Annotated in this window: 14 protein-coding genes and 1 pseudogene; 7 read left to right on the forward strand and 8 right to left on the reverse strand. The window is 42.6% G+C overall.

Translation table 11 applies throughout. The features are described 5' to 3' along the window. Positions 1 to 182: 182 nt before the first annotated feature. The 3 genes and pseudogenes from C2M32_RS10895 (at position 183) to C2M32_RS10905 (ending at position 3,775) form a co-directional block, all read left to right on the forward strand. Entirely contained in the window at positions 183 to 1,505 is a 1,323-nt protein-coding gene (locus C2M32_RS10895; RefSeq protein WP_105168452.1) for a DEAD/DEAH box helicase, read from the forward strand. A gap of 2 nt (positions 1,506 to 1,507) precedes the next feature. After that, positions 1,508 to 2,334: pseudogene (locus C2M32_RS10900) on the forward strand (CvfB family protein). A gap of 142 nt (positions 2,335 to 2,476) precedes the next feature. Further along, positions 2,477 to 3,775 carry a hypothetical protein gene (locus C2M32_RS10905; protein WP_105168453.1) on the forward strand — a complete coding sequence of 433 codons (1,299 nt, stop codon included), beginning with the start codon at positions 2,477 to 2,479 and terminating at the stop codon, positions 3,773 to 3,775. 61 nt (positions 3,776 to 3,836) lie between these two features. Here C2M32_RS10905 and C2M32_RS10910 read toward each other — a convergent pair whose 3' ends face one another. Continuing rightward, positions 3,837 to 5,900: a TonB-dependent receptor plug domain-containing protein gene (locus C2M32_RS10910; protein ID WP_105168454.1), complete on the reverse strand. Its 2,064-nt coding sequence runs from the start codon at positions 5,898 to 5,900 to the stop codon at positions 3,837 to 3,839. A gap of 179 nt (positions 5,901 to 6,079) precedes the next feature. Here C2M32_RS10910 and C2M32_RS10915 point away from each other — a divergent pair, with 179 nt between their 5' ends. After that, entirely contained in the window at positions 6,080 to 6,865 is a 786-nt protein-coding gene (locus C2M32_RS10915; RefSeq protein ID WP_105168455.1) for a hypothetical protein, read from the forward strand. 51 nt (positions 6,866 to 6,916) lie between these two features. Here the strand turns inward: C2M32_RS10915 and C2M32_RS10920 are convergent, their stop codons facing one another. Then, complete coding sequence (locus tag C2M32_RS10920; protein WP_105168456.1) at positions 6,917 to 7,147, reverse strand: DUF1289 domain-containing protein; 231 nt, start codon at positions 7,145 to 7,147, stop codon at positions 6,917 to 6,919. Positions 7,148 to 7,501: 354 nt separating this feature from the next. On the opposite strand from C2M32_RS10920, the gene C2M32_RS10925 reads away from it, so the two are divergent. Together C2M32_RS10925 and C2M32_RS10930 are read left to right on the forward strand one after the other, a co-directional pair. After that, positions 7,502 to 8,296, forward strand: a complete 795-nt coding sequence (locus C2M32_RS10925; RefSeq protein WP_105168457.1) for a DUF6973 domain-containing protein — start codon at positions 7,502 to 7,504, stop codon at positions 8,294 to 8,296. Between the two features lie 27 nt (positions 8,297 to 8,323). Continuing rightward, complete coding sequence (locus C2M32_RS10930) at positions 8,324 to 8,683, forward strand: hypothetical protein (protein ID WP_105168458.1); 360 nt, start codon at positions 8,324 to 8,326, stop codon at positions 8,681 to 8,683. A gap of 78 nt (positions 8,684 to 8,761) precedes the next feature. Here C2M32_RS10930 and serS read toward each other — a convergent pair whose 3' ends face one another. The 6 genes from serS to lrp form a co-directional block, all read right to left on the reverse strand. Further along, the gene (gene serS, locus C2M32_RS10935; protein ID WP_105168459.1) at positions 8,762 to 10,063 is read right to left on the reverse strand and encodes a serine--tRNA ligase; all 1,302 of its coding nucleotides are present in this window, start codon (positions 10,061 to 10,063) and stop codon (positions 8,762 to 8,764) included. Positions 10,064 to 10,072: 9 nt separating this feature from the next. Continuing rightward, positions 10,073 to 10,453, reverse strand: coding sequence for a fluoride efflux transporter CrcB (crcB, locus tag C2M32_RS10940; protein WP_105168460.1), 381 nt, complete (start codon positions 10,451 to 10,453; stop codon positions 10,073 to 10,075). Continuing rightward, positions 10,446 to 11,786: a replication-associated recombination protein A gene (locus tag C2M32_RS10945; RefSeq protein ID WP_105168461.1), complete on the reverse strand. Its 1,341-nt coding sequence runs from the start codon at positions 11,784 to 11,786 to the stop codon at positions 10,446 to 10,448. Before C2M32_RS10945 ends, crcB begins: the two co-directional genes overlap by 8 nt. Before the next feature lie 5 nt (positions 11,787 to 11,791). Beyond that, positions 11,792 to 12,427, reverse strand: coding sequence for an outer membrane lipoprotein chaperone LolA (gene lolA / locus C2M32_RS10950; protein ID WP_105168462.1), 636 nt, complete (start codon positions 12,425 to 12,427; stop codon positions 11,792 to 11,794). Beyond that, complete coding sequence (locus tag C2M32_RS10955; RefSeq protein WP_105168463.1) at positions 12,427 to 14,985, reverse strand: DNA translocase FtsK; 2,559 nt, start codon at positions 14,983 to 14,985, stop codon at positions 12,427 to 12,429. The genes lolA and C2M32_RS10955 overlap by 1 nt, the downstream gene beginning before the upstream one ends. 66 nt (positions 14,986 to 15,051) lie before the next feature. Then, a complete protein-coding gene (lrp, locus tag C2M32_RS10960) occupies positions 15,052 to 15,531 on the reverse strand; it encodes a leucine-responsive transcriptional regulator Lrp (protein ID WP_070990825.1) in 480 nt (159 codons plus the stop codon). A gap of 142 nt (positions 15,532 to 15,673) precedes the next feature. Between lrp and ald the strand changes: the two genes are divergently transcribed. Next, complete coding sequence (gene ald, locus C2M32_RS10965; protein ID WP_105168464.1) at positions 15,674 to 16,795, forward strand: alanine dehydrogenase; 1,122 nt, start codon at positions 15,674 to 15,676, stop codon at positions 16,793 to 16,795. The last annotated feature ends 131 nt before the right edge of the window (positions 16,796 to 16,926 follow it).

Here is a 16,926-nt window from a genome sequence, read left to right on the forward strand (position 1 = left end):
TTAAGCACAACGCTAGAAGCACACAAACCGGACCGTAAATCCGGCGCTAGAGCGCGTATTTTACGGATTTTTGTGTTAATTGCAAAAACCCAATACACAAACTGCTTTATTGCTATCGGAGCAGTACATAGCTTTGCTATAATGGTCGGCTAATCATTAGTTAAGTTTTGGAGAAAAACGCTTTGCACTTTACCGAATTAGGCATTGAGGCCCGCCTAGAAAAACAACTTGCACATCAGGGGATCACAGAACCGACGACAATCCAAAGTCAGGCGGTACCTACAGCAATTGCTGGGCACGATGTATTTGCACAATCTAAAACGGGTTCAGGTAAAACTTTGGCTTTCTTATTGCCGGCGGTGCATCGCGTGATGAAACAAAAAGCACTCAGCAAGCGCGACCCACGTGTTTTGATCATTGCTCCAACACGAGAATTAGCAACTCAGGTATTCAGTCAGTGTCGATTATTGATTGCTGGCACCAGCATCAGCGTAGTAAAAGTGTTAGGTGGCGAAAACTTTAATGATCAAATTAAGGCACTACGAAAAGACCCGCAAATAGTGATTGGTACACCAGGGCGCATCGCCGACCACCTTGAGCAACGTTCTTTGCAACTTGGCGGCTTAGAATTACTGATTTTCGATGAAGCAGATCGTATGCTCGATCTTGGTTTTGCTGAGCAACTCAATAAAATAAATGACGAAGCGAATCACCGTTTACGTCAAACCCTTTTATTTTCAGCGACGCTTGACCATGCACAAGTGGAAGTAACGTCTCGTAACTTACTACGCGCCCCCAAAAAAATCATCCTAAGTGATGCACACCAGCAACATGGTGATATCAAACAAACACTCTATTTTGCTGATCACCTAGATCACAAGGATGCGTTGCTGCAACATTTTGTTGCTCAACCTGAAGTTGGACAATGCATTATTTTTACCGCAACACGCACCGACACGGTTCGTATTAGCGAGCAGCTTAATACAAAAGGGATCAAGGCCACAGCGTTGGCAGGAGATCTGCCACAGAATAAACGATTAGATATCATGGATGCCTTCAGCCGCGGCTTGTTTAAAGTACTCGTCACCACAGATGTCGCTTCTCGTGGTCTCGATTTATTAAGCGTAACGCACGTGATCAATTTCGACTTACCTAAACAGGCAGAAGAATACGTACACCGTATTGGCCGTACCGGCCGAGCAGGCTTTAAGGGCACCGCTATTTCTTTAGTTGGTCCGAAAGATTGGAACAGCTTTGTTGCGATTAAAAATTACTTAAACGACGAACTGGAATTCGCCAATGTTGAAGGCCTTGAAGCTAAGTTCAAAGGCTTTAAGCCAAGAAAGCCAAAGGTAACTAAACCTGTAAGTAAGAAGCCAGTTGTGAAAAAAGCGGCTAAGAAAACCACCAAGCCTAGGCCTAAAACTAAAAAGGCCATCCCTGCACCGTTTGATGTAGACGGTAATGCACCGCTGCGCCGTAAGCAAAAGCCAACTGAGGAGTAGTCATGTTAGGAAGTATTAATTCTTTAATGATCAAGGAAATTTGTGCCGAAGGTGCGTACTTAGATGGCAAAGAACTAGGTGAAGTATTTTTATCGGCACAGGAATTAGAAGAACATTTAGAGGCTGGTGATAGCGTACAAGTGTTCATCTTTCAAGACGCACAGGGCCACCCAACAGCTACGACCAAGACACCGATAGCACAAGTCGGCCAGTTCGCATTATTACGAGTAAAAGCGCTCTCTACGGTCGGTGCGTTCATGGACATAGGTATTGATAAGGATGTATTAGCACCATTTATGAACAAAAGCCTAAAATGCGAGAAGGTCACAGCTACCTTGTCCGATTGTATTTGGACAATGCGAGTAAACGTTTATGTGCTTCTAGTAATCTCAACAAGTTTGTTAATAAAACAGAGCCAAATTACAGTAAGTTTGAAGAAGTCGATTTAATCGTCGCCGCAAAAACTGATCTAGGCTATAAAGTGATCATCAACGAGCAACACTTTGGTGTGGTGTTTTTCAACACGGTGTACAAACGCATGTATATCGGTCAACAGCTTAAGGGTTACATAAAGTCTGTGCGTGATGACGGTAAGATAGACGTGGTTCTGGAAAAGCCGGGCATGGGTAAGGTTGTTGATTTAGGTGAACAAATTATGCAAGCCCTGACCGATAATGGTGGATATTTACCTTTAGGTGATAAATCAGACCCAGAGCAAATCAAAAAAGCGTTTGCTACCAGCAAAGCCAACTTCAAAAAAGCCATTGGCGGGCTGTTTAAACAAGGTAAAATTGACATCGAAGCCAAATCTATTTCATTGAAAAAGTAACAACATTGGGGAGCTGCAACTCCCCTCTCTTGAATTGTTATCTTTTTAAAACAAGCACTTCTGACATTCCCTCACACATTTCCAAGTAATTATTGTTATTTTCTATTCAATTGCATAGGATAAAAGAAAAAGGATTATTTTTATGCAAAAAACGTCTCTTATCTTCTGTCTCCCATTTGTGTGTGCCACCTCTCAAGCAGCCAATTTGTATCATCAAAGTAGTGACTGCATTCTCGACCCTAAACTCGACATTATAAGCGTTGCCTCTCTTTACACTAACATCAGAGGCAAGTCCAAAAAAGTGATAGAAGAAGAAGCTAAGTTGCTCACTCTAGAGAAAATTCAAGCTAAAATGAATGAGCACAATAGTGACTATGTGATTAAACATGTTTCTTTTAAATATGATGAAAAGGAGTTTGTGAGCTCCTATGTTTCCCTGCTGCCAGTTAAAAAATGTGAAAATGCTGTTGTGATCAATAAAAAATATATCCACAGATTACATAGCAAGATCATCAACTTTAAAAGCAAGTTAGCGTTAGATACCTCGACCACTCTTAAATTTACGGGCCAACCATATGCTATTAAGCCTCTATCCATTCCAACGAGTCATGTAACCCGAAATACACCTTACGGTATAGAGCTTGGCACGACATACATGGAAGCAGAAGAGAAGATTGGTCATTTCAGCGCTGTATGGCCTGCCAATGACAGCACTAAGATTGCTTTTCTTGGAAGAGACAATGCATTCATTTTTCAAGATGATAAGTTGATTGGCTATCAGTTTAACCGCTCATTGCTACCTATCGATTTACGTAATCGTATCGAACTTATTTCGGAGCAGCCTATATTTAATTTTAGCCATAACGGCGAGCACCATATAATCGATAAGTTTATCAACGCCGAACAGCTAGACTCTCTTAAAAAACATTTTGATAATGTGCACACCGTTAATATAAAAGTGAGTGACCAAGCGATACGGGTACAACTAGAAGGCCTTTCTATCGGCACTCAGCTCAACGCTCAGCTGAAAGCTAATGCTATGCCTTGTTTCGAAGGCAAAACCAACATTGATCAATTTATCCGTGACCATAAATCTTCTTTATTTCGGGTGATTGGGTTCGCAAATAAAGTGTCCTATATCACTGGCTGCTCTGAGAGTATTCAACTCCATCATTCCGGCAAGGCCCACTCTATAGAATTGTTTGAACCCATCAGCCAAGCTAATGGCTTTTTATACGCCCTAGATAACCTATTAGCGCCAATGCAAAACTGGTCTTACTCAGGTATCAATTACGGCGATAACCAAGATGTGTTGCAAAACTTTAAAACAAAAGTAAAGGACAAAGGCGTAATTGAAGTAGACTCAGCGAACTGGTTTGGTGTGTTCAACATATATGAGAACACCATTGCCAACGCAACTCTCTATCCTAAATCGATATAATATTAATCATGGGAGGAGCTGTGCTGCCTCCCACCACTGTGCGATTTCAATTCTAGACAATTTAAAATTTATAACTGATCTGAAGGCGTAAATTTCTTGGCGCTTGAAGATACCTAACAGGCGATGTCCCTCGTGCATTTGAGTGGTAATAGCTGCGGTCGAACAGATTTTCAATATACACACCAAAGGAATATCGCTTAGTTTGCCTAAACACATGTAAGTTCATCGTAGTCCAGTGAGGAATTTGCTCAACCTCTGTACCATCTCCCAAAAGATTATTTGCTTGCGTATACACTTTTGACCAATGATCAACAAAGCCAGCGACACGCCAAGTATCACTTAACCGATAGACCAATCCTAACTTCAATTTATGAACTGGGATGTCTAGCACCTCTTTTATATCACCAATTTGCGCCTCATCGGGCTTTACGAATCGGTAGCTAATTTGGCCTTGCCAGTGCTGCGCTTGAAATTTTAACTGATTCTCAAAGCCCATTATTGTATGCTCGCCGGTCACACGAGTTTGCCAAGTGCCAGCTATCGGATCGAGAATTTTTTCATAAAAATTCTCTGCTTTCATAGAGTAAACTGCGGCAATATTAGCCAGTTTAATATCGTTCCAACTGAAGCTCTTACTCCAATTTAGTTCACTCATTTTCATGGTTTGCGATTCAAGTTCATCGTCAACCACCAAATCAAACTCAAAAATTGTGGGGGGTCGAAATGCTTCACCATAGGTTATTTTAAAAGACTCAGAAGCATTAGGCTGAAATACAATGCTTGCTCGGGGCAAGTAGGCTGAATTCGTAAAATCTTGTTGGTTATATCTAAGCCCTGCACTGGCTTTGAGACTTTTACTTCCCCAATTAACCGTTTTCGAATATTGGGCAAATAGCGCGTGCTTTTCAGACTTCTCTTTATCTTTTGCCCACTCAGGGGGGGTAAAAAGTACGACTTGACCAGCGATGTCTCTATATTTAACTTTTCGACCGATTTGTGTGCGCCAACCATCATAGCCAAATACCCAATCAGTTTGCTCATCAACTTGGTATTGCCACTGCGTATTGACTCGCACTCTATCTGATGGACCTATGTCTTCTCTTTCATTGTATTGAATCAGTGCTTGGTAAGTCTGGGCATCATCGGGCACGATGGTGGTTAAACGATCTTTTTCTTTGTATTCTCGAAAATAGCTTACCTCTACGCTGCCTCGCAATGCATCACTAAATTCTATTTGTTTACCAAGGTAATAATTTTCATAGCCTCGCCGAGAATCATCTCCAGTTATATAGTCGTAAGCAACCGCCTCGATACCACTGACATTTTTAGAGCGGCTAATATTCATCCCCACATAGAAGCCTCGGTAATCCAACTTGCCATCTAATGTATAACTTTGCTCATCATTCCTGAAATTATTTGGATTAAGGTCACGCAACGCATCTTTGCTATTACGACTAAAATCATTGGGATCCATGACAAACGACCTTAATTCGTCATAATCTTGGTCGCTTTCAAAATAGCTGGCACTTAACGCCATCGACAGGGTGTTATATTGATGATTAACAAGTAAGTGAGCATGCTTGGTGCCCACCTCGCCAGCGATTAAATGAAGTTCTCGCTCGCCTTGACCTAACCGCGTGATAACATTAATGACACCTTGCGTCGCATTGCCCCCATAAAGCGTAGAATTGGGCCCCTGCAGTACCTCCACTCGCTCTATTCTGCTGGCGGGGAAATTGTTCATAATAAAAGCTTCATTGGCTAGCAGGTTTTGTACTTCCCTGCCATCAATTAGCATCAGAGTACCAGACATATTGCCAGTAAATCCTCTCTGCCCGCCCGGTAGCCAACTCCATTGATAGAAGTAATCCATATTTGGAATACTCGCGAGAATCTCCTTCAAATCGCGCCAACCATAGTTCTCAATTTCACTTTTACCAATAACATATACCGTTCCGGAAGAAGATAGCCAAGACTCATTTTTTCTCGCTGCAACCGTCACCTCTAGTTGTAATAGCTCCTCAACAGGTAGTGAAAATAAGCTGTGCTGTTCGTCGTCAACATTCGCCATCACACAAAATGGTATAGCAAGAAAAATAAACACAAGCGCGCGAGGATAGTTCATAGACCACTAAAGCACTTAATTGAAAGGGGTTGTTCAAAAGTATAGTACATACGCTGTAATGCTAAAGCATTTGAGCTATTTTCATGTTGGTAGGTCGTTAATGAACTACAGTTAAGTGGCGTTACCATCCAAGGCCAGAAGTTGCAGCTTTGTCATACCCCTATTCAAAGGAACTCTATATGTTAAGAACAACAATAAGCCCTATTTTCTGGTTGACTCTTTTGCTGAGCGTAACCAGTTTGAACATATTCGCTACGCCACAACCCACCACAACCGAAGATCATCAAAAAACTCAACCTGTGATCAAATGCCCGACCAACCCCGATGATTACAATCGCTTTGCTTTATGCGCAACCGCCACATGCTGGACATTAGATGGTGTTGCCTATTGCAAATGCCAAGTATTAAACGAGCAAAGTATTTCGATTAGCTTTGATTACCTAGAAAATGGAAAAAATAAAAATATCTGTGACTTACTCTTACAAGGCAAAGAGAACCAATTTACAGTGAGCACCTATGCCACACCAAGACAAATCGAAACCGACTATGACCCCGAAACCGAAAAATTAGGGCCACCGCTCGGATTTTACACTTGCTCAGGGCAGGATAGCCAAGCCGCTTATAGCGCTCAGTGCGACGGCGGTGTGTGTTTTAATAGCACCCAAGGTTCTAATTTCCCAGGGCTTGGTCATATTAAAGACAATGAGATTGTCTGCTCCTGCCCGCCCAGTAAAAATCCGACCAAACGCTTTCAAATAGCAGGCCCATGGCTATGCGAACCGGGTGCTGCAAACGACAACAACGAGTGCTGCGATAAGGATTACTACAATGAAATGTGCTCTGTCACCAGTGTATCTACAACTGGCACAAAGCTAGCGGTCGGTGCACCTGCCGGTGGTGCTGCTACTCTTTCAAAACTTCTTGATGGCAGTGTTCCATCCTTGAACGCCTGCCGATTCAAATAATCGACACGCTCGATACGGTGGTGAGATATAAGTTAATAACGACCCACCGTATCACGTTTTCATATAGCGGCTACTTATGTGTATTGGCGTCCCCATGGCTTCTTTCCGTTGCTTACCGCGCGCCAATATATGCTGCCGCTGCACTGTATCCGCCTTACCCCATGCGAGGATTTCAGCTAACGTTCTGCCACAACCTAAACATATATCTTTGTCATTCAAACAGCAGTTCCTCACACAAGGCGACTCTACTGGTTGATTTTCACCATATGGATGTTTACTCATAATTCCGCCTCCTATATTAACTATATAAGAGATAATAAGAGATCGTTTGATTTAAAATCTCTGGCTGGGCTAATTCCTTAAGCTTTAGACCCACGTCCTAACACTCTTTACCAATATCCCTACCAACCAGACGGTAAGCTTCTAACAGTGAAGTCACTGCATTCAATACTCATAGCCACATCTCTACGCAAACACAATTAACACTAAGCGCTACAAATCCACTCTCTGAAAGCCACAAAAACCATTGGCAAACACATAAAGAAACAAAAAATTAAAATAATTGACCAAAAACACCACAACACTGTAACATAAAAACCCGTAATCGGGACTTATTAAATCTAACAAGGAATGAAAATGAAAAAACTAACAGTAATTACAATGAGTGTTGCACTTTCTTTCGGCGCTAACTACACATTTGCGAATGGAGAAAATTTATCCTCTAGCATCGAGCTGGGCAGTGCACTCCAGCAAAGCAATATAACTTCAATAATGGGCAACGCCAAGTATGCATCACTTCCACACTCTCAGTCTAAGGCGCGGTTCTACGAATTTATTGAGCAAACAAAACAGCAAAACCCACACCTTTCTGTTGAAGACATTGTCTCTTTAATCGATAACATGCCAAACGGTTTTCAACAAGGACAGATGCACGCTTTGAATCAGGGCTCTGTCAACATTCAAGCTTCTTATGAAGTCATTCGTTCTCAATGGAACAGCTTAAATACCTATGAAAAAGCGTTAGTAGTTGCAAGTCCAGCAAACGCATACATAACCGATATAACTAAAGACAAAGCGTATACTTATACAAATAATGAGTATGGCTTCAATGGTCTCGGCGATGAGTCCGATGCATTCAGACACGCTATTTGGAATGCCTTAATGAGCAAATACATCAGTGAGTTTTGGGCCTATCAGTTTGCCACAGCGCACGAACAAAAATCACAAGAAGAGCTAAATAAAGTAGCCAGAGATGGAAACTTAGAAAGTGAGCACCAAAAAATGGATTTGCACAATAACAAAGAAGGACGTGATTGTTGGCATTGGAATGACTCGATTGTATATACTTCAGATGATACATTGATAGCGCGCGTACGCGATAAGGTTAAATCAAATCAGAGAGTTACTGGTCAGCTATATTGGCTTAACTAAGTCTCTAAGCAACCCGTGAGGTAAAAAATGAAAGTTACTAATTTAGTCAGTGTATTACTAATTTCTATGTCATTCATGGGTTGCCAACCTTCTCCTATCGGCGTGTCTGTTATTATAAAAAATAGCGCAGAACACAGCCAGGCTTTGCAGTTCTATACCGTGAACAATGAGGTACTAAATACATTTTCTGTTGCAGCAAAAAGCACTAAAGAAATTTTTGTACCAGCAAAGTTGATTAATGATGCTATTGCGCAACAGGGCCATTCGGTTGGTGATTTAACACTGAAATCCAATACATCTCAGACTAGCCACCTCATATGTGGTTATATCGAGGTAGCTACTAACAAAGTATGTGGAAAAGCAAAGTTTCAGATCAATTTGGATTGAGATTATACCTTTATCGATACAAAACAAAACGCCCGAGTTGTATCGGGCGTTTTTATAATTTTTTGATACGAAGTTAAGTTATTTAATAACTTCTAAACCACCCATATAAGGGCGTAATACACTTGGTACTACAACAGTACCATCTGCTTGTTGATAGTTTTCTAAGATTGCCACAAGCGTACGACCCACGGCTAAGCCAGAGCCATTTAGTGTGTGCAGCAATTCAGGCTTTTTCTCACCCTGACGGCGGAATCTAGCCTGCATACGACGTGCTTGGAAATCCCACATATTTGAACAAGAAGAAATTTCACGGTACGTGTTCTGAGCCGGTAACCAAACTTCTAAATCGTAAGTTTTTGTTGCACCAAAACCCATATCGCCAGTACACAATACCACTTTGCGGTATGGTAACTCTAACGCTTGCAAGATTTGTTCAGCATGGCCTGTTAGCTCTTCTAATGCAGCCATTGAATCCTCTGGCTTCACTAGCTGAACAAGCTCAACCTTGTCAAACTGATGCTGACGAATCAGTCCACGCGTATCACGACCATAACTGCCAGCTTCACTTCTAAAACAAGGTGTATGTGCGGTCATACGAATTGGCAATTCTTTTTCGTCGAAGATTTCATCTCTTGCACAGTTTGTTAAAGGTACTTCAGCCGTTGGAATTAAGCTAAAGCCATCCTGCTCTACGCCTTCGTCATTTACCAGACCTTTAGTATGGAATAAGTCTTCCGCAAACTTTGGTAGCTGACCTGTACCGTATAGACTATCTTTGTTAACCAGATAAGGAACGTACATTTCCGTGTAGCCATTTTTGTCAGTATGCGTATCTAACATAAACTGAACTAGCGCACGGTGCATCCGCGCAATACCGCCACGCATAACAGTAAAACGAGAACCGCTTAACTTAACACCCGCTTCAAAGTCCAGACCTTTTCCTAGCGCTTCACCCAAATCTACATGATCTTTTACTTCAAAATCATATTGCTTAGGCTCGCCCCATTTCAATACTTCAACGTTATCGTTCTCATCTTTACCCGCTGGAACATCTTCTGCCGGTAAATTTGGTAACGCCATCGCGATATCGTTCAATTGTTCAAGAATACTATCTTGCTCAGCTTTAGCTGCACTTAATTGATCACCTAAATTAGCAACCGCATCCATTAAAGGCTGTACGTCTTCACCTTTTGCTTTTGCTTGACCAATGGCTTTGGAACGGCTATTGCGTTCGCTTTGTAATTCTTGGGTTTGAGTTTGTAGTGCTTTGCGCTTTTCTTCAAGCGCGGTAATTGCTTCAACATCCAGTTCATAGCCACGCTTTGCTAAGCGCTCCGCAGCTTCTGCAATGTCTTGACGTAAGTATTTTGAATCTAACATTTGCTATATTTAACCTTTTTGCATGACCAAGCAAAGGCCCAACCAAGCCATAAAAATACACACAACCACGTTGAGTGTGACATTAAGAGCCATTTTCATGATCTGTCCCTGCTGGAGTAACAGCACAGAATCCATCGAAAATGTAGAAAAAGTCGTTAATGCGCCTAAGAAGCCAATACCTATCAAGGTTTTGGCTGGGCTAACGGTAATAATTTGTTTTTCTATTAAACCGAAAAGAACACCCATTAACAATGAACCGAGAATATTAACGGTCAATGTACCAAAAGGGAATCCCTTACCGAACAGTTTTAACATCATATCATTTATGAAGAATCGTAAACAGGCGCCTGCGGCACCTCCAAGCGCTATTGTGAGATACATTTTAATCATTTTGATATCTTTTAGTATCGCTTTGTAGGTTCTGCTGCTGCAGATACTCTAATTTAGACTTGATCTGCTTTTCAAGGCCTCGATCCGTTGGGTGATAATACTGCTTGTCTTTAATCTGTTCGGGAAAATAGTTCTCGCCAGCGGCAAAAGCGCCTGGTTCGTTGTGCGCATAGCGATATTCTTCACCATAGCCTAGTTCTTTCATCAAAGCGGTCGGCGCATTTCTCAAGTGCAATGGCACCTCATAGTCTGGATCACTGGCCGCGTCTTGTTGTGCCTGATTAAAAGCCATGTAGACTGCATTACTTTTAGCAGCACTGGCCAGATAAATCGTCGCTTGAGCAATTGCGCGCTCACCTTCACTAGGGCCAACTCTTTGATAAATATCCCAAGCATTTAAGGCTACTTGCATGGCGCGAGGGTCTGCATTACCTATATCCTCAGTAGCTATGGCCAGCAGTCGTCTTGCAACATACAGTGGGTCACCGCCACCAGCCAGTATCCTGCAATACCAATATAAAGCGGCGTCCGGACTACTGCCTCTGACTGACTTATGGAACGCGGAGATTAAATCGTAATAAATATCCCCACCCTTGTCATACTTCGCTAAATGACTTGGTAACACATGACTTAATACATCAGAGTCGATGACTACCTGATTTCCATTACGCTCAGCCAAGTCTATCGCTTGCTCTAACAAGTTTAGAACCTTGCGAGCATCTCCAGTACTCGCTTTGGCTATTGCCAAAAGGGCATCTGAAGGTATGTCGATTACCAGCTTTTTGAGCTGCTCATCGTGCTCAATTGCTCTTGTTAATACTGTGACAAGCTCATCTTCTGTAAGCACTTTTAGGGTATAAACACGAGTACGAGACAAAATTGCGTTATTTAAAGCAAAACTTGGATTCTCTGTGGTAGCACCGATGAAGATAAACGTGCCATCTTCAATATGTGGTAAGAACGCATCTTGTTGAGATTTATTAAATCTATGCACTTCATCTACGAACAGTAAAGTCCTGCGCCCTTGAGCCAAACGCCCTTTTGCTTCACTCACGGCTTCACGTATTTCTTTTACACCAGATGTAACAGCTGACAACTGGGTTAACTCTGCATTGGCGTGATGAGCTATCACCTGAGCCAGTGTGGTTTTACCCACCCCAGGTGGACCCCAGACAATTAAACTGTGGCAATGGCCCGCTGTAATGGCTTTGTATAACGGCTGTTCTGGGCTGAGAATATGTGACTGCCCAATGTATTGGGCTAGGCAAGTTGGCCGCATTCGAGCGGCCAAAGGTCTTACATCTGGTGCAAAGTCAAAACCAAGGCTCGTCAAAATAGTTACTCGCCTTGAGTTTGATCGTCAACAACTACGCCCTGAGGCACTGTGAAACTAAATAAGGCGTCTGCTAATTCCTTATTTAATTGTCCATCATGAAAGCTAAACGTTGACGTTTGTCCAGAGACATCTTTGACACTCACCGAGTGTAAACTATGCTGCTGTGAAAATTGTACTTCGAGCGTTTCTACTTGTGACTCAACACCCTCGTTTGGTTTTATTAGATAACCAGAACCAGATTGGCTAACTTGATACTTAGCCCATTGCTCATCTGCGCGCGTCGTCAAAAGCACAAATGGCGTTGTATCAATCAGCCCTTCGGAGTTCATGACCGTTACTTGTTCAGCAAACATGTCGTAGTAATAGGTTTTAACCCCATCAGAAACAAACAGAGTCTCATCAGGCTGAGTTTGCTGCCAACGTATTTTTAGTGGGTGAGCCAGCGCAATGTTACCCGACCCCTGCTGTAATATATTGCCGTGCTCATCAGATACTTGCTGAGAAAAAGTCGCTTGAAAAGTATTGATGTGCGCGAGCTTTTCTTTGAGCTCGCTCGAAGCGTCAGCCATTGAATTAGCGCTTAGAGTTAAACCTAAAGCAACTACAACAGATTTAGATACATACTTTGTTAAATTCATTAATTTGCTCCACCTCTTGGTACAAGAACTTCTCGCGCACCGTTATGTCCCGGTGCACTCACGACACCAGAAGCTTCCATTTGTTCTACTAAACGCGCGGCACGGTTGTAACCAACACGTAATTTGCGTTGCACACTCGATACCGACACTTTGCCCGATTCAATCACAAAGCCCACCGCCTCATCATAAAGAGGGTCCGATTCATCATCTGAGCCCTCAGGTGCTTCTCCGGGCAAGAGAATATCTTCTGCGGCATCGCCACAGAGAATTTCTTCAATATAGTTTGGCTTACCACGCGCCTTCCAATCACTCACCACAGCATGTACTTCATGGTCGTCAACAAAGGCTCCATGAACACGTATTGGCACACTGGTTCCAGGTGGCAGATACAACATATCACCCATACCTAAGAGATTCTCGGCACCTTGTTGATCCAAGATTGTTCTCGAGTCTATTTTGCTGGATACCTGAAACGCCATACGAGTTGGGATATTCGCTTTAATCAAGCCGGTAATAACATCAACTGAAGGGCGCTGTGTTGCCAATACCAAGTGAATACCTGCGGCACGGGCTTTTTGTGCGATTCGCGCAATGAGCTCTTCTACCTTTTTGCCAACAATCATCATCATGTCAGCAAATTCATCTATCACGACAACGATACTAGGTAACTTATCAAGCTCTTGTGGACCCGTTGCCATACCATCTGTGTCTTTAAATAATGGATCGAGTATAGGATGACCTGCCGCTTTGGCATCCAACACCTTCTGATTGTACCCTTTCAAATTACGTACGCCCAGCGCGGACATCAACTTATAGCGACGCTCCATCTCGCCAACACACCAACGCAACGCATTGGATGCCTCTTTCATGTCCGTTACAACCTCACACAATAAGTGTGGTATGCCTTCATAAACTGACAATTCAAGCATTTTAGGATCAATCATGATCATGCGCACATCTTCAGGCGGTGACTTGTACAGCAAGCTTAATATCATAACATTAACGCCCACTGACTTACCTGAGCCGGTTGTCCCTGCAACCAGTAAGTGCGGCATTTTTGCTAAGTCAGCAACCACCGGTTGACCTGCAATGTCTTTACCTAAAACCATGGTCAATGGGGAGGCATTTTGCTCAAATTTTGGGGCGTTAATAACTTCGGATAAGCGAACAATCTCTCTATGCTTATTAGGCAGTTCTAGACCCACATAAGTTTTGCCGGGAATAACTTCAACAACTCGCACACTGACCGCTGATAACGAGCGTGCCAAGTCTTTTGCAAGCCCGCTTATTTTCGCCACTTTAATACCAGGTGCTAGATCTAGTTCGAAGCGCGTTACCACTGGGCCTGGATACACTCCGACCACACTTGCTTGAATATTAAAGTCGAGTAATTTCACTTCAACTAGGCGCGATACAGCATCCAACTCTTCTTTTGAGATTGGATTCTTCTGCTTATCTGGCCTATCCAATAAGTCCAACGAAGGCAAAGGGTCCATTGGCGGACGTTCTTCAAGTAACGCTTCAAACTTTTCCTTGGCAGTTGGCGGTGGAGTATAAGTTGACTGTGATTGCTCTGATCGACTTTGTTTTAGCGGTCTTGCCGGAGAGACAACAGTCGTTTGTTTCACTTCATGCTCGGAAGTTGAAGAAGCCGCAGATTCATCCAGTGCATTCAACGCAGATGCTGTATCAAACCCTTCATCATCAATCGCTGAAAAGTTAATCTCCTGTTCTAAAATGTCATCTAGCTCGTCGAACACGTTTGATTGTGTATGTGATTGGCTAGCATTTGGCTGTGCTTCAGAGTCTGCTTTTTTGGAAAATAACTTATCTTTTAAGCTTAGTAACTTAGGTTTTTGCTTTTGTTCTGATTCATCATCTGGATGAACATCTAGGTCCTGCTGTTCTATTGCCATGTCTGCAATATTTGTTACGTCTGGCTCATGCTGACTTTCAGAAGTAATACGCGCTTGTCGCTGTGCAAACTTTGCCGATAACCAGCGGAACAGTTGAACAACTTTTTCCCCTAAGTAATCAACAAACTCAACCCAAGACACGCCTGTTAGCAAAGTCAAACCTGCGAAGAAAAAGCACAGGAGTAAAATAGATGTGCCGGTAAAATTGAACGCGGGCATCATCGCTCCTGCAACGACATCCCCTACGACACCACCTGAGGACACGCTAAAAATATCATCAAAGTTAATACTACTGATCGCACTAGCTGAGGTAACGAATAACGTTAGCCCAATCACACGTAGGCCCAATGTCGTATAATCTAGCTGTAGAATTTTATGTGGTTTTTTGAATACTAGATAGCCAAGAATTTGAATCGCTGCTGGCACCAAAAAAGCCAGCCAACCTAAGCTGACTAGTAAAATATCCGCGACCCAAGCTCCCGCTGAACCTGTAATATTATTGACCTGAACATATTCACTTGTTTGTGACCACGCTGGGTCAGCTGGATCAAAGCTAATCAAAGCACACAAAATGAAAATTGCGGCTGCTGTACTAATAATTAACCCAGTTTCAAGGAGGCGTTGTACACCATTTAGACGCATGCTGGCGTTTTCCCCATTTTTGTTCTTTTATTAACAATTTATTGCCACACCTTACCAAGAAATGGCTCATGGTGCATAGGGTTTTATCACCTCACCCTCTTCACCTTTTACTTCTTCCATCACCACATAGGTACGACTCTCACTGACATTAGGTAATTTCAATAGGATTTCACCAAGTACACCTCTGTACTCAGACATATCTGTTACACGAGTTTTTAAAAGGAAATCGAAATTACCCGAAACCAAATGACATTCTATTATCTCGTCATGCTGCCGCACAGCCTGATTGAAGCGATCGAACACATCGGGTGAATTCTTATTTATCGTGATCTCAACGTAAACAAGTAGCCCCTGTCCAAGCTTAGCAGGATCCACTACCGCTTTATAACCTCTAATAAAGCCTTCGCGCTCTAGTTTTTTTACTCGCTCTAAACAAGGCGTCGCGCTTAAACCTATACGCCGCGCGAGTTCTACGTTAGAAATCCGACCATCTTTTTGTAATTCGACTAAAATTTTTCTGTCGATTCGATCTAATTGTTGATGCATTTGGTATAGTTTTTTCTACTGTTTGGTTAGTTATATTAGTTTATAACACTATCAAACCATTGTAAAAAGGTAGGACACACTGGATATGCATATATATAATAGTCGAAAATTTTATCCCGTTCTATTTTAGAGGCGATTTATTATGATTATCGGTGTACCTAAAGAAATTAAAAACCACGAGTACCGCGTAGGTATGGTTCCTGCGAGTGTTCGTGAACTAATTAACCACGGCCACCAAGTCATCGTAGAAACCAATGCAGGTATTGGTATCGGTTTTACTGATGAAGATTATGTAGAAGTTGGCGCTACAGTATTAAACACGGCGGCAGAAGTATTTGCTCAAGCAGATATGATCGTAAAAGTAAAAGAGCCTCAAGCTGTTGAACGCGCAATGCTACGTGAAGGTCAAATCCTATTCACATACCTTCACCTTGCACCAGACCTGCCACAAACGGAAGATCTAGTTAACAGTAAAGCAATCTGTATCGCATACGAAACAGTTACTGATGCTCGTGGTGGTTTACCACTTCTAGCACCAATGTCAGAAGTTGCAGGCCGCATGTCAATTCAAGCTGGCGCACAGGCACTTGAGAAATCTCGTGAAGGTCGTGGTATGTTACTAGGCGGTGTACCTGGCGTTGAACCTGCAAAAGTAGTTGTTATCGGTGGTGGTATGGTTGGCCGTAACGCTGCGCAAATGGCTGTAGGTTTAGGCGCTGATGTAACAATTCTTGATCGTAACATCGATGTTTTACGCTCACTTAACGCTCAATTCGGTAGTCAAGCAAAAGCGGTATACTCAACTGCTGACGCTCTAGAAAAGCACGTACTAGAAGCTGACCTTGTGATCGGCGGTGTACTGATCCCAGGTGCTGCGGCTCCTAAGCTTGTTACTGCTGAGCATATCAAAGCAATGAAGCCTGGCGCTGCTATCGTTGACGTTGCTATCGACCAAGGTGGTTGTATTGCAACATCTAAACCTACAACACACGCAGAACCAACTTACATCGTCGATGAGGTTGTTCACTATTGTGTTGCCAACATGCCAGGGGCTGTACCACGCACTTCAACATTCGCTTTGAATAATGCAACATTACCTTACATTATCAAACTTGCGAATAAAGGCTATAAAGCGGCTCTACTTGAAGACAAACACTTCATGGATGGCCTAAACGTGATCAATGGTCAAATTACTTGTAAAGAAGTGGCTGAAGGCTTCAACATGGAATACGTTGACCCACGTACAGCCCTTGAAAACGCTTAATAAAACAGTGTGATAGAACCCACGCAATGGCGTGGGTTTTTTTATGTCAAAACCCCAGCCTTAACAAATAAAATATCATTTATTTACTTTCATTTACAAGGATGCGCAAAATTTATTGCTAATCATCCTAT

Origin of the sequence: Pseudoalteromonas sp. T1lg23B, from assembly GCF_002964665.1 — a bacterium.
Classification (GTDB): domain Bacteria; phylum Pseudomonadota; class Gammaproteobacteria; order Enterobacterales; family Alteromonadaceae; genus Pseudoalteromonas.

Coding starts and splice junctions, on each gene's coding strand:
- C2M32_RS10930 (WP_105168458.1), top strand. CDS start 8,324: ATGAAAGTTACTAATTTAGTCAGTGTATTACTAATTTCTATGTCATTC.
- lrp (WP_070990825.1), bottom strand. CDS start 15,531: ATGCATCAACAATTAGATCGAATCGACAGAAAAATTTTAGTCGAATTA.
- C2M32_RS10905 (WP_105168453.1), top strand. CDS start 2,477: ATGCAAAAAACGTCTCTTATCTTCTGTCTCCCATTTGTGTGTGCCACC.
- ald (WP_105168464.1), top strand. CDS start 15,674: ATGATTATCGGTGTACCTAAAGAAATTAAAAACCACGAGTACCGCGTA.
- C2M32_RS10920 (WP_105168456.1), bottom strand. CDS start 7,147: ATGAGTAAACATCCATATGGTGAAAATCAACCAGTAGAGTCGCCTTGT.
- lolA (WP_105168462.1), bottom strand. CDS start 12,427: ATGAATTTAACAAAGTATGTATCTAAATCTGTTGTAGTTGCTTTAGGT.
- C2M32_RS10955 (WP_105168463.1), bottom strand. CDS start 14,985: ATGCGTCTAAATGGTGTACAACGCCTCCTTGAAACTGGGTTAATTATT.
- serS (WP_105168459.1), bottom strand. CDS start 10,063: ATGTTAGATTCAAAATACTTACGTCAAGACATTGCAGAAGCTGCGGAG.
- C2M32_RS10910 (WP_105168454.1), bottom strand. CDS start 5,900: ATGAACTATCCTCGCGCGCTTGTGTTTATTTTTCTTGCTATACCATTT.
- C2M32_RS10925 (WP_105168457.1), top strand. CDS start 7,502: ATGAAAAAACTAACAGTAATTACAATGAGTGTTGCACTTTCTTTCGGC.
- C2M32_RS10915 (WP_105168455.1), top strand. CDS start 6,080: ATGTTAAGAACAACAATAAGCCCTATTTTCTGGTTGACTCTTTTGCTG.
- crcB (WP_105168460.1), bottom strand. CDS start 10,453: ATGATTAAAATGTATCTCACAATAGCGCTTGGAGGTGCCGCAGGCGCC.